Raw genomic sequence first — 12,064 nt, forward strand, 5'->3', positions numbered from 1 at the left:
CATGGACGGGCTCCTCCTCGTCGATAAGCCCCCCGGCCCCACTTCGCACGATGTCGTCGCCCGGCTGCGTCGGGCCCTGGGCCGTCCCAAGACCGGCCACTTCGGCACCCTGGACCCTATGGCCACGGGACTCCTCATCGTGGCGGTGGGTCAAGCCACCCGTTTGAACCAATATTACGCCGGCCGCGAAAAGAGCTATCGGGCCGTAGCCCGGCTCGGGACTGCGACCGACACATACGATGCGGAAGGCGCTCCTCGGCCCGGCCCGGCCGCCGGTCCCATCCCGGACAGGGACGCCGTCGATCGGGCGCTTCTGCCGTTGCGGGGCGAGATCGAACAAGTCCCTCCCCCCTACTCGGCCAAAAAGATCGCGGGCACGCCCCTCTACCGCCTGGCCCGGGCCGGACAACCGGTCTCCCCTCGGCCCGCCCGCGTCATCATTCATGACCTCCGCGTGCTTCGCTTCGAACCGCCCGACCTCGAGCTGGACATCCGATGCTCGACCGGGACCTACATCCGATCGCTGGCCCACGATCTGGGACAAAGCCTTGGCTGCGGAGCCCACCTGACGTCCCTCCGCCGCACCGCGGTGGGAGAGTTCCGGGTCGAACAGGCTTCGGCCCTCTCGCTATGGGACGGAGACGCCCCGGATGTAGCCGGACTCCCCTTCTGGGTACCGTTGGAACAGCTCCTGCCCGAATGGCCGCGGTTCGATTTGGACGAAGCGGATGCCCGGGCCGTCCGAGACGGGCGCTCCCTCCCTCCGGATCGCGCTATGGCGACACCCGCCCCCTCCGAAGCGGGCCCGGTCGGACCCGACGGCGAGGCTCTGATTCGCCTGTTCGATGCCGGCGGCCGGCTCGCCGCCCTGGCTCGCCGGGACCCCGGAACGTCGCGGCTGGCCCCGTTCCTTGTCTTTCCGGCGGCATGAGGCTTTTTTTTCGCCGCCGGAAGCGAAAGGCCTTGAATTGTCCGCCCTATTTGGTGTAAATTACCCGGTCATGAGGCTCAACAAGAACCAACTCGAACACCTGGCCGTCCTGATCGTCCGCAATCTGCTGCGGGACGGCAAGGTGCTGATCGAAAGCAAGGAGGCCCTGCTCCAGGACCTCACTTCCCTTCTGAATGAGGAGTTTCTCAAGGAAGATCAGCTCGACCAAGAGGTCCGCGAGCTGCTCGGCAAGCATATGGACGAGATCCGCAAAGGCAACATCGAGTATCAGACGATGTTCCGGATGATCAAGATCAAGCTGGCCAAGGAAAGGAACATGCCCTTATGAGCGGCCGCCTATCCCGGGAGAAGGTCAACTATCTCTCCAAGAAAGTCCTTGAGCTTTTGACCCGCAGCGACAACGTCGAGTTCCTCGACGACCCTAATGAAATTCGCCTGGCCGTGGTCCGCGCTTTCGAGGAAGAGATGAAGCTCTACGAGCTCCTCGACAAGCGGGCCATGGACAAGATCAAGTCGCAGAAAAAGCCGATCGAGGAAGGCAGCCGCGAATGGGACATCCTCTATCGGAAGTATTACAACGAAGAATTGAACAAGCTCGGCAAGCTATCCGAGTGACGGCCGTTCAGACGGCTGTTTCCCTGGCCCTCGCCTCCAGATAGACCGCCAGCGCGGCCTTCCAATCCGAACACCCAGGCAGCCCCAAGGCCCTCGCCTTGGCGTCGGCCAGGACGGAATAGGCCGGCCGCCGGGCCCGGGCTCCGAACTCGGCCGACCCGACCGGCCTCAGATCCCCCTTCACCTTCGCCAGATCGAAGATTGCCTGGGCAAATTCGAGCCAGGAGCAACAGCCCCGGCTGGTCAGATGGTAAAGCCCGAAGGCTTCAGTCCGAAGCAGAGCTTGGACGTTGGCCGCCAGCTCAAGAGTCGAGGTCGGAGCCACGATCTGGTCGGAGACGACCCGGATCGGTTTTCCCGAAGAGGCCAGCCAAAGCATGGTTTCGACGAAGTTCCGCCCTTTTTCCAAGCAGCCGGCCCGGCCGAAGAGGCCGCAGGTTCGGATAATGAAATGGCGATCCCACTCCGCCGCCAGGAGATGCTCGCCGGTCAGCTTGGAGGCGGCGTAGACGCTCAACGGCCCCGGCCGGTCCTCCTCCGTGTAGGGGATGCCGCTCCGCCCGTCGAAGACGTAGTCCGTGCTGAAATGGACCAGAACGGAGCCCATCGCCCGGCAGGCCCGGGCCAGGTCCCTGACCGCGAAGGCGTTGACCCGGAACGCGTCCTCGCTCCGAACCTCACACTCGTCCACGCGGTGGAAAGCCGAGGTGTTGATGACGACGTCGGGGCGGAGAGCCTGCAGCCGAGCGGCGGAACCGGCCGCGTCCGTCACATCGAAGTCGGGAAAGAAGAGGGGCTGCACGGAATCGGCCGGAAGGATTGTGCGCAAGTCCGATCCGAGCTGGCCGTCGGCGCCGATCAGGGCGATGTTCATGGCCTCATTCTAACGATTCCCCGGCCGGATTTGCAAATCCCAGCTTAAAAACAGGGCCGGTCCCCTTTCGGGAACCGGCCCTGCGATTCGCTTGGAAAGGGCGGGATCAGAAGATGTATCGGAACCCCAGCAGGAGCTTGTAGTGGTCCGCCACGAGGCGGTCCGTGGTGATAACCGGGATTCGAGCCTCGGCGAAGATCGAGCCGGCCGAGCTGAAGTTGTTGAAGATGTTCACCCCGAAAGCGCCGATCAGGTCAAAGCCGCCCAACCGATCGGTCTGCTCCTTAGTCGTGTAGCCAAGGCCCGCGTCCACATAGACGGCCGGACCGAGGTGCAGGTTGAGCAGGGCGTCGATCATCAGGAAGGGCTTCCAGGGCGAGCCCTGGCCGAAGACGGCGCCGCCGGCGCGCAGGATGAAATCGAGCGCGTTGGGCGCCAGGTTCCACATCAGGCCCGCCCGGGCGAAGAAGAACCCGGTGTAGGTGCCGCGGGCCAAGCCGGGACCGGCCTCGACCAGGAAGAAGAGCTTCTTCTGGGTCACTTCGAAGGCGATCCGGCAGGGGTCGGCGTTGGACGAAGCGGCGCCCATGTCGTCAAAGACGACGACGTTGATGCCGTACTTGCCCGGGGCGTAGAAAATCTTCTCCCAGACTAGGGGCTTTTCGGTCTTAGTGAAGGTGTCGATGACCTTGCCGCTCTCGTCGGTGATCTCGAAGATGGCCTTGACCACCTGGCCGTCGGGATCGGTCGAGCCCGAGGCGTCGAAAGTGATCGGCTTGCCGACATAATCCTCGCAGGGCAGGCACGACGTCCAGAGCTTGCAGACAGGCGGGGCATTGACCACGATCTTGGTCTGGCAGGGATTGTCCGAAGCCTTGCCGTCCTCGTTGACCGCCCTGGCTTTGAACAGGTACTCGCCGGGCTTGTCGAACTTGATCTGCCACTTGGGCGCCGCGGCCGTGAAGGCGTGGCTCTGGATCTTGACGCCCTGGGCGTTGAAGACCTCGACGTCCATGCGGACGGCGCCCTTGGTGCCGGTCATGTCGACGGTGACGGGCTCGTTCAGGTTGGCCTTGGCCGGGCCGACGACGATGTTGCAGACGGCCGCCGGGATGATCTTCTTCTCTGCGACGCCGACCTTATAAAGGGCGATGTTGCCGCACGGCTTGGGGATGATGAACTCGTAATCCTTGTCGTCCTTGAAAACGTGGAAGGAGAAGACATCGAGGGGTGCCTTGCCGGCCCATTCGACATCCTCCCAGACCTTGACCTGGTTCCGGACCCGGAAGAGCATCCAAACGAACCGATCGCCGATCGGGATGGCCTTCTCCACCAAGGCGGCTGAGCGGAGCTGGTCCAGGAACGGGAGATAGGTATCTCCCATGCCCACCAGCTCAAAGCCGTACTTGATGTCGACGGCGTATTTTTCCGCGATCATCTTCATGACTTCGGCCGTAGGGATATTGCCCCTGACCTGGGCGAACGTGTTGACGCCGACCCGGCGCAGCTTATGCGCCTGAGCGGACGCGGTCATGACGGAGAAAACCATCAGGACCGCGACAAACAGAATGAGCTTTCTTCCTCTCATGGGAGTCTCCTTTCTCATGGAACCCTCGCCTTGGCTCGCCCGACCAATCCGGCAAGGCGTACGTATCTGCAAGGGTCGATGGATATCACTGCACGATTCATGCCAAGCTCGTTCCAAGTTGGCTATTGGTCTAGAACCCGGGCCGGCTTCAGGGAAAGGCGTCGATGACGTCTCCAATAATGAGAATCCTCTCAGAGACGCACCGCTCCGCCCGGCATCTATTCCAAGATTCGTCCAAAGAAGCAGCACCATTCCTATTCCATAGGAAATCCGCTCCCCTTTCGAATGGTCGACGGAGAGGGTCAGCCAGGCCCCGGGAATAAACCCGCTCGATACCCCGGGCTGAAGCCCGCCCTCATTCGCTTCGCGGCTGAGGACTGCAACCCCGTCGTCGAACTGCCGGGGCGAAAGCCGAGCCCGAGGTATTAGAAGGGTTAATACTGAGCGGCGCTTATAACCCCGATTTGAAAATCGGGATTTGGCGCTGCGAACGTATCACTTAAAAAAAAGCCCTCACCCTCACGCTCCCCGAAGGGCGCGTGAGGATGAGGGCGGCTTGTCTTAGCTTCGGTTCCTGGATCAGAAGATGTAGCGGAACCCCAGCAGGAGCTTGTAATGGTCGTCAACGAGGCGGTCCGTGGTGATGACCGGGATCCGAGCTTCGGCGAAGATCGAGCCGGCCGAGGTGAAGTTGTTGAAGATGTTCACCCCGAAGGCGCCGATCAGGTCAAAGCCGCTCAGCCGGTTGGTTTGCTCCTTGGTCGTGTAGCCAAGGCCCGCGTCCATATAGACGGCCGGACCGAGGTGCACGTTGAGCAGGGCGTCGGCCATCAGGAAGGGCTTCCAGGGCGAGCCTTGGCCGAAGACGGCGCCGCCGATGCGAAGGATGAAATCGAGCGCGTTGGGCGCCAGGTTCCACATCAGGCCCGCCCGGGCGAAGAAGAACCCGGTGTAGGTGCCGCGGGCCAAGCCGGGACCGGCCTCGACCAGGAAGAAGAACTTCTTCTGGGTCACTTCGAAGGCGATCCGGCAGGGGTCGGAGTTGGATGAAGCGGCGCCCATGTCGTCAAAGACGACGACGTTGATGCCGTACTTGCCCGGGGCGTAGAAAATCTTCTCCCAGACTAGGGGTTTGTCGGTCTTAGTGAAGGTGTCGATGACCTTGCCGCTCTCGTCGGTGATCTCGAAGATGGCCTTGACCACCTGGCCGTCGGGATCGGTCGAGCCCGAGGCATCGAAAGTGATCGGCTTGCCGACATAATCCTCGCAGGGCAGGCACGACGTCCAGAGCTTGCAGACGGGCGGCGCGTTGACCACGATCTTGGTCTGGCAGGGATTGTCCGAAGCCTTGCCGTCTTCGTTGACCGCCCTGGCTTTGAACAGGTACTCGCCGGGCTTGTCGAACTTGATCTGCCACTTGGGCGCCGCGGCCGTGAAGGCATGGCTCTGAATCTTGACGCCCTGGGCGTTGAAGACCTCGACGTCCATGCGGACGGCGCCCTTGGTGCCGGTCATGTCGACGGTGACGGGCTCGTTCAGGTTGACCTTGGCCGGGCCGACGACGATGTTGCAGACGGCCGGCGGGATCACTCTCTTCTCAACGACCTTGTACAGGGCGATGTTGCCGCACGGCTTGGGGATGACGAACTCGTAATCCTTGTTGTCCTTGAAAACGTGGAAGGAGAAGACGTCCAGAGGCGCCTTGCCGGCCCATTCCACATCTTCCCAAACCATGACCTTGCCGCGAACGCGGAACAGCATCCAGGCGAACCGGTCCCCGACGGGAATGGCCTTCTCAACGAAGGCGGCCGAACGGAGCTGGTCCAGGAACGGGAGATAGGTATCTCCCATGCCCACTTGGTCGAAGCCGTACTTGATGTCGCCGGCGTATTTTTCGGCGATGGTCTTCATGACTTCGGCGGTGGGAATCTTGCCCTTGACCTGGGCGAACGTGTTGACGCCGATCCGGCGCAACTTATGCGCCTGAGCGGACGCGGTCATGACGGAGAAAACCATCAGGACCGCGACAAACAGAACGAGCTTTCTTCCTCTCACGCGAGCCTCCTTGTCCAACGGATCAGGCCGGTAAAGTATTTAGACAGAATCACTAACTATAAAATACCTTATTTCGGACCGATGTCAAGAAGAAAAATGGATGAACTGGCTGACAATCCTGGTAATCAAACCAGTATCCCGGTCCTCCGTCTCCAGGGCCGCAAGGTCGAGATCCCCGCTCTTGGCGCCGCGGGCGGCCAGATCGCGCATGAAAGCCCGGGCGGAAGGGACGTCGATCTCCGGGTGCATCTGCAAGCCCCAGACATTCCGGCCGTCGATCCCGAAGCCCTGGACGCTGCAGGCTTCGGACCTGGCCAGAACGGTGCACCCCGCCGGGAGGCTCCGGACTTCGTCGAAGTGGTGCGAAAAGGCGAAGACGACGCCGACAGGACCGAGCAGCCGGCTCGCAACGAGGGTGCGGATCGGCAGCCAGCCCACCTCGGGACTCGGGCATCGCCCGATGTGCGCCGGCCCGAACAGGGCGAAGGCCAGCAACTGGTGTCCATAGCAGCTCCCGAGAATGGAGGCCCCGGCAGCGAAAGTCTCCCGGACAAAACCGACCTCGGATTCGACCCAAGCCTCCCGATCCAGGATCGAGGCCTCGGACCCGGTCAGGATGTAATGGCTGAAATCCGAAGGCCGGGCTGGAAGGCAACCCTCGGGAGCGCGGAAAGCCTGCCAGGGGACCGCGAGCCAGCGCGACCAATGTTCGACGGGCTTGTACGCCTCTGGTTCGATCGCGTTGTCAATGATAGCCACTCGAACATCGGATCGCATGGGGCCTTCCTCCGGGGAGCATTATACGGATTTCCCGGACCCCCCGCCAGGCCCCTTTTTGGCAAAGCCGCCGCGTTCTGATATAATTCTCCCCCTTGAGGAGAGCGGAACTTGCATAATGTAAGCCTGGGCACCGAGCTGCACGTCATCACCCCCAACGAACCCGGAATTCAGGGGCGCGTCCTGGGAACCCTGGCCAACGCGGGCGTCAACCTGCGCGCCATCAGCGTCTTCGCCCACGAGGCCGAGGGCCATTTCCGCCTGCTCACGTCGGACAACAAGAAGGCCGAGACGGCCCTGCGGACGCTGGGCTACAAGGTCAAGGTCAACAAAGTCGTCGTGGTCGAGATCAGCGACCGGATCGGGGCCGGCGCCGAAATTGGGGCCCTCCTCGGGAACGCCGTGATCGACGTCGAATACAGCTATGGCAGCTCCTCGGGCAAAGCGGCGGCCTTGCTCGTCTTCAAGACAAACAATAATAAGAAGGCTTACGACACTCTGCGTTGAGGACCGTGGACACCCAACGCGTCCTAGTTGTCACATCCGACGTCGCGTTCGTCGAGGGGGGACATTTGTCCATCGCCCGCGGCACGGTGCGGGCGCTTCGCGAGCTCGGCCACGAGGCCGACCTGATGCTCACCCCGCAAAACCGGTTCGGGCGGCAGCTTCGCGCCTACTGGGCCACCCGGCTGACCGACGTCGGCCTGGACGGCCTGGGCCGGCCGATCGACCGGGTCATTTCGCTTCGCTTCCCCAGCTACGCCGTCAAGCACCCCGCCCACGTCTGCTGGCTTAACCACCGCATGCGCGAATACTATGACCTCTGGGACGACCTTAAAGCCCGCCTGTCCTGGAAAGGCCGGATCAAAGAGGGCGCCCGGCGCTTCCTCATTCACCGTATCGACGGGCGCCTGCTAAAGAAAAACGTGCGCAAGGTCTTCGCCATCTCGGGCGAAGTCAAGAAGCGGCTGGACCGCTGGGGCCATATCCCGGCCGAGGTTCTCTACCCGCCGCCGCCGCAGCGGCCGTACCGTACGGAAGCCTACGGCGATTTTGTCTTCGCGGTCTCCCGCCTGACCGGCCTGAAGCGGCTCGATCTGCTGGTGGAGGCCATGGCCCGGACCCGGAACAAAGGCCTGCGGGCGGTCATCGCCGGCGAAGGCCCGGAGCGCGACGCCTTGGCCGGGCGCATCCGCGAGCGGGGCTTGGAGGGAAGGGTGTCCTTGGCCGGGCCGATCGACGAGGCCGGCCTGCTTGATCATTACGCCCGCTGCCGAGCGGTCTATTTCGCCCCTTACCACGAGGACTACGGCTTTGTCACAGGGGAAGCCTTCGCCTCGGGCAAGGCGGTGCTCACGGCCGAGGACAGCGGCGGCCCGGTCGAACAGATCCGGGACGGCGAATCGGGCTACATCGTCCCGGCCGATCCTGCCGCCATGGCCCAGAAGCTGGACGCCTGGGCCGACGACGCCGGCCTGGCCGAGCGCATGGGGCAGGCGGGCCGGCGATCCATCGCCGCCCTGAATTGGCCGGATACGATCCGCCGCCTGCTCTCGGCCTAGCCGCCGGCTCGCGCGTTCACCAGCCGCCCCCCCGGCCGCTTCAAACCGCCCCCGCGACCGAAGGAGGGCGCTTTTGCCGGAAGGTTCGCACGGCCAGCATGATGACGCCCACCGCCAAGCCGAACATGATCACGTCCGCGGCCAGTAGGAGATAATTTCGCTGACGGACATATTGGGCGAAGAGGATGCCCATCGAAGCAAGGGTGGTGACCATCATGAAGACGGCCGGGACTAAAACGAACCCGGCCTTGCGGCGCCGCAGCAGAAGCCAGGCCGAAATCGCCAGCAGGCTGAGCGCCGCCAGCATCTGATTGGCCGTCCCGAATATGGGCCAAAGCAGGTTGAAAGCGTTGGATCCGGCAAGGGCCAGCATGATGATGACCGAAAGGCCGGAATTCACCCAATACAGGCGAAGCAGGCCGGGGATCCTCTTGAATACGATGCCCCAGAGCTCCTCGAAAAGATAGCGGTTGAGCCGCACGGCGGCGTCCAGGGTGGTGACCACGAAGCCTTCGACCAGCAAGATGCCGAAAACCGTGCCCAACGCCACCGGAATGCCCAAACCGCGATGGAAGAGGTTCCCGGCCGCCAAGCTGAACCCGAGGATGGGGTTGGATTTGACGCCCGGATCGGTCGGCCAGACGATGGCGCGGTAGTCGGAGAAGGCCAGCGTCGCGCCCACGGCCAGCAGAACGCAGACCGCCAGCAGGGATTCCAGGAGCATGGCGTTATAGCCCACCCGACGGGCGTCCGTCTCCAGGGTCAGCTGCTTGCCCGTCGTGCCCCCGGCCACGAGCGCGTGGAAGCCCGAGATGGCTCCGCAGGCGATGGTGCAGAACATCATCGGCCAGATCAAGCCCAGGCTGGCCATGCCTTGGGCCAGGTTGAAGCTCGGCGCGGTCACCCGCAGTCCGCCCAGGCCCGTCCGCAGCAGTGAGACGACCATCAGCGCGACGCCGCCATAAAGGATTTGGACGTTGATAAAATCGCGCGGCTGCAGAATGAGCCAGACAGGCGTCCCCGCCGCCAGGAGGACGTAGCCCGAGATGATCAGCATCCAATGGGTCGGCTGGAGGCTGACCGGGAATTGGATGCCCAGCCAAACCGAGACGACGCAGATAACGGCCGCGATCAGATACGCGGGCAGGGTCTTCAGCCCCCGCTTGTGAATGAGCCAGCCGAGGAACGGCGAACACAGGGTGATGACGATGACGGACATGGAGGCGATGCCCCCGATCCGCCCCATCTCGACCCCGTTCCGGACCACGACTTTGAGGAAGGTCGCGCCGGCCGTGACGCCGATCTTGCTGAGCGGCCAGAGTGAGGTCAGGGAAATCGAGGTGGCGCTGAGGAAGGACGAAGTCACCAGAACGATCATCACCAGAGTGAAGGCGATCATTAGGTTGAAGCCCCGCCGTCCCAGCGTCTTGCGGGCCACCTCGGCCATCGACTTGCCTCCCTCGCGCATGCTGACGAACAGGGTTGTGAAGTCGTGAACGGCGCCGATGAAGATGCCGCCGAGGACGATCCAAAGCCAAGCCGGGACGAAACCATAAAGCAGAGCCATGGTCGGTCCCAGGATGGGGCCGGCCCCGGCGATGGCCGAGAAGTGGTGGGCGAAGACGACATAGGTCTTGGTCGGAACATAATCGCGGCCGTCGCTACGGGAGATCGCGGGCGTCGGCACCGCGCGATCCTCGCCCAGCCGGCGCGCAATCCAGGCGGCATAAAATCGGCCGGCAAGGAGGAAGGCGACGGAAGCCAGGATCAGAATCAGCAGGACGTTCATGGGAGACCTCCGGCACGGGTCCCGGCGCCGAAGCGTCAGACTCGGCCGGATATCTTATCGCGGGCCGACGAAATTTTCAATTTGACTGAGCCGCCCGATTCTTCTAAAATAAGAATTCCTTAAGACTCTATCCGATCGGACTCTCAAAGGAGGAATAGCCTCATGGCCAAAGCCGAACCCAATGTCGTCCCGCTGTGCGATGTTTTGCTCGTCCTGCTGATCATCTTCATGGTCATCACGCCGCTCGTCCAAAAGGGCATCGATGTCCGCCTGCCCGAGACCGCCTCCGACACGGCCGGCGGCCAGCCCGTCGGGCTGATCGTCGTCACCCTGAACAAGGACCTGACCGTCGATATCAACAAGGACCGTTTCGCCGACTTCAAGCTGGCCGGGGAAGAGCTTCGCCGGCTGTATTCGACCCGCGCGGACAAGACTATCTTCCTGCGGGCCGACGCCAAGTGCGCCTTCGCCCGGGTCGTCGAGCTGATCGACGTCTGCAAGGGCTCCGGCGCCGAAACGCTGGGCCTGGTTCCCGAATACTTCACCGAATAACCCCATCCCGCGGCCCGGCGGCCCGCCCGCCGCGGCCTCGACCAAGACGATGGCCAGGGGACGCTCGCCAGAGCGTCCCCTTTTTTAATGCCCCGATCCGGCTATTCCTTGACCGGGCCGATGACCTCGTGGCTGATGACCAACCGCTGGATCTCGTTGGTCCCTTCGTATATTTGGAGCAGCTTGGCGTCGCGCCAGAGCTTCTCGACCGGATAGTCGCGCATGTAGCCGTAGCCGCCGTGGATCTGGATGGCCTCATTGGCCGCGGCCACGGCGATATCCGAGGCAAAGCACTTGGCCATGGCCGATTCCTTGCCGTTGGGCTTCCCCTGGTCGGAGAGCCAGGCGGCGTGCCAAACCAGATGCCGGGCGGCCTCGAGCTCCATGGCCATCTGGGCGATCTTCATCTGGGTGGTTTGATAGAGGGCCAGGGCTTTGCCGAAAGCCTTGCGGGTTTTGGCATAGGCCACCGAATGCTCCAGGGCGGCCCGGGCGATGCCCAGGGCGGCGGAGCCGACCGAGGCCCGGGTCACGTCGAAGGTCTTCATGGCGATGATGAACCCCATCCCCTCGCGGCCCAGCCGATTGGCCGCTGGGACGCGGACATCCTCGAAATACACCTCGGCCGTGTTGGAAGCCCGCTGGCCCATCTTATCCTCGACCTTACCGACGCTCAAGCCGGGCGTATCGCGCGGGACGATGAATGCGCTGATGCCCCGGGCGCCCTTGTGCGGGGCGGTATTGGCAAAGACGGTATAGAGCCCGGCCACTCCCCCGTTGGTGATGAAGCACTTGGCCCCGTTGAGAACGTACTCGTTCCCGTCCTTGACGGCCTTGGTCCGGACCGCTCCGGCGTCGGACCCGGCCTCGCGCTCGGTCAGGGCGTACGCGCCCAGGGTGTAGGTTCGGCACATCGAGCCTAGAAAAGTCTTTTTCTGCTCCTCGCTGCCGAAGAGCACGATCGGGGTTGTGGCCAGCGAACAAGCCATCATGCTGGTGAACAGGCCGGCGCAGCCCCAGGCCAGTTCCTCGCTCAGGATGGCCAGGTCCAGGCTGGACAGCCCGCCGCCGCCGTAAGCGTCGGGGATATTGCAGGTCAGGAACCCGGCCGCGAAGGCCTTTTTCATGACGTCGTGGGCGAATTCGTGGCTTTGGTCATAGCGGGCCGCCACCGGCCGCATCTCGTTCTGGGCGAATTCGCGGGCCATTTCCCGCAGGGCCGTCTGTTCCTCGCTCAGGGTGTAATCGATCATGGGCCGACCTCCTTACTCGATTGTCCTTTTCCGTAAAAAAACTGCCC

The 12,064-nt window shown here is 63.1% G+C and carries 12 protein-coding genes; 6 read left to right on the forward strand and 6 right to left on the reverse strand.

The window, feature by feature from the left end; genetic code table 11:
- Position 1 precedes the first annotated feature (1 nt).
- The 3 genes from truB (at position 2) to NTZ26_06145 (ending at position 1,567) form a co-directional block, all read left to right on the forward strand.
- Positions 2 to 931: a tRNA pseudouridine(55) synthase TruB gene (gene truB, locus NTZ26_06135; GenBank protein ID MCX6560079.1), complete on the forward strand. Its 930-nt coding sequence runs from the start codon at positions 2 to 4 to the stop codon at positions 929 to 931.
- A gap of 70 nt (positions 932 to 1,001) precedes the next feature.
- Complete coding sequence (locus tag NTZ26_06140) at positions 1,002 to 1,280, forward strand: DUF507 family protein (protein ID MCX6560080.1); 279 nt, start codon at positions 1,002 to 1,004, stop codon at positions 1,278 to 1,280.
- Entirely contained in the window at positions 1,277 to 1,567 is a 291-nt protein-coding gene (locus NTZ26_06145) for a DUF507 family protein (GenBank protein ID MCX6560081.1), read from the forward strand. Before NTZ26_06140 ends, NTZ26_06145 begins: the two co-directional genes overlap by 4 nt.
- Before the next feature lie 7 nt (positions 1,568 to 1,574).
- Here NTZ26_06145 and rfbD read toward each other — a convergent pair whose 3' ends face one another.
- The 4 genes from rfbD to NTZ26_06165 form a co-directional block, all read right to left on the reverse strand.
- Positions 1,575 to 2,441, reverse strand: coding sequence for a dTDP-4-dehydrorhamnose reductase (gene rfbD, locus NTZ26_06150; GenBank protein MCX6560082.1), 867 nt, complete (start codon positions 2,439 to 2,441; stop codon positions 1,575 to 1,577).
- 106 nt (positions 2,442 to 2,547) lie between these two features.
- Positions 2,548 to 4,029, reverse strand: a complete 1,482-nt coding sequence (locus NTZ26_06155; protein MCX6560083.1) for a PKD domain-containing protein — start codon at positions 4,027 to 4,029, stop codon at positions 2,548 to 2,550.
- A 579-nt stretch (positions 4,030 to 4,608) separates the two neighbouring features.
- Positions 4,609 to 6,084, reverse strand: a complete 1,476-nt coding sequence (locus tag NTZ26_06160; GenBank protein ID MCX6560084.1) for a PKD domain-containing protein — start codon at positions 6,082 to 6,084, stop codon at positions 4,609 to 4,611.
- A gap of 84 nt (positions 6,085 to 6,168) precedes the next feature.
- The gene (locus NTZ26_06165) at positions 6,169 to 6,861 is read right to left on the reverse strand and encodes a type 1 glutamine amidotransferase (protein MCX6560085.1); all 693 of its coding nucleotides are present in this window, start codon (positions 6,859 to 6,861) and stop codon (positions 6,169 to 6,171) included.
- A 111-nt stretch (positions 6,862 to 6,972) separates the two neighbouring features.
- Between NTZ26_06165 and NTZ26_06170 the strand changes: the two genes are divergently transcribed.
- Together NTZ26_06170 and NTZ26_06175 are read left to right on the forward strand one after the other, a co-directional pair.
- Entirely contained in the window at positions 6,973 to 7,368 is a 396-nt protein-coding gene (locus NTZ26_06170; protein MCX6560086.1) for an ACT domain-containing protein, read from the forward strand.
- 5 nt (positions 7,369 to 7,373) lie between these two features.
- On the forward strand, positions 7,374 to 8,423 hold the full coding sequence (locus NTZ26_06175; protein MCX6560087.1) for a glycosyltransferase family 4 protein: 1,050 nt from the start codon (positions 7,374 to 7,376) through the stop codon (positions 8,421 to 8,423).
- A gap of 40 nt (positions 8,424 to 8,463) precedes the next feature.
- On the opposite strand, the gene NTZ26_06180 is transcribed toward NTZ26_06175, so the two are convergent.
- Positions 8,464 to 10,212, reverse strand: coding sequence for a carbon starvation protein A (locus tag NTZ26_06180; protein ID MCX6560088.1), 1,749 nt, complete (start codon positions 10,210 to 10,212; stop codon positions 8,464 to 8,466).
- Positions 10,213 to 10,374: 162 nt separating this feature from the next.
- Here NTZ26_06180 and NTZ26_06185 point away from each other — a divergent pair, with 162 nt between their 5' ends.
- The gene (locus NTZ26_06185) at positions 10,375 to 10,764 is read left to right on the forward strand and encodes a biopolymer transporter ExbD (GenBank protein ID MCX6560089.1); all 390 of its coding nucleotides are present in this window, start codon (positions 10,375 to 10,377) and stop codon (positions 10,762 to 10,764) included.
- Between the two features lie 101 nt (positions 10,765 to 10,865).
- Here the strand turns inward: NTZ26_06185 and NTZ26_06190 are convergent, their stop codons facing one another.
- Positions 10,866 to 12,014 (reverse strand): acyl-CoA dehydrogenase family protein, encoded by a 1,149-nt coding sequence (locus tag NTZ26_06190; protein MCX6560090.1) that lies wholly within the window; start codon positions 12,012 to 12,014, stop codon positions 10,866 to 10,868.
- Positions 12,015 to 12,064 lie beyond the last annotated feature (50 nt).

The sequence above is a fragment of the Candidatus Aminicenantes bacterium genome (assembly GCA_026393855.1).
GTDB lineage: Bacteria > Acidobacteriota > Aminicenantia > Aminicenantales > UBA4085 > UBA4085.

Coding starts and splice junctions, on each gene's coding strand:
- NTZ26_06140 (MCX6560080.1), top strand. CDS start 1,002: ATGAGGCTCAACAAGAACCAACTCGAACACCTGGCCGTCCTGATCGTC.
- NTZ26_06165 (MCX6560085.1), bottom strand. CDS start 6,861: ATGCGATCCGATGTTCGAGTGGCTATCATTGACAACGCGATCGAACCA.
- NTZ26_06155 (MCX6560083.1), bottom strand. CDS start 4,029: ATGAGAGGAAGAAAGCTCATTCTGTTTGTCGCGGTCCTGATGGTTTTC.
- NTZ26_06180 (MCX6560088.1), bottom strand. CDS start 10,212: ATGAACGTCCTGCTGATTCTGATCCTGGCTTCCGTCGCCTTCCTCCTT.
- rfbD (MCX6560082.1), bottom strand. CDS start 2,441: ATGAACATCGCCCTGATCGGCGCCGACGGCCAGCTCGGATCGGACTTG.
- truB (MCX6560079.1), top strand. CDS start 2: ATGGACGGGCTCCTCCTCGTCGATAAGCCCCCCGGCCCCACTTCGCAC.
- NTZ26_06145 (MCX6560081.1), top strand. CDS start 1,277: ATGAGCGGCCGCCTATCCCGGGAGAAGGTCAACTATCTCTCCAAGAAA.
- NTZ26_06185 (MCX6560089.1), top strand. CDS start 10,375: ATGGCCAAAGCCGAACCCAATGTCGTCCCGCTGTGCGATGTTTTGCTC.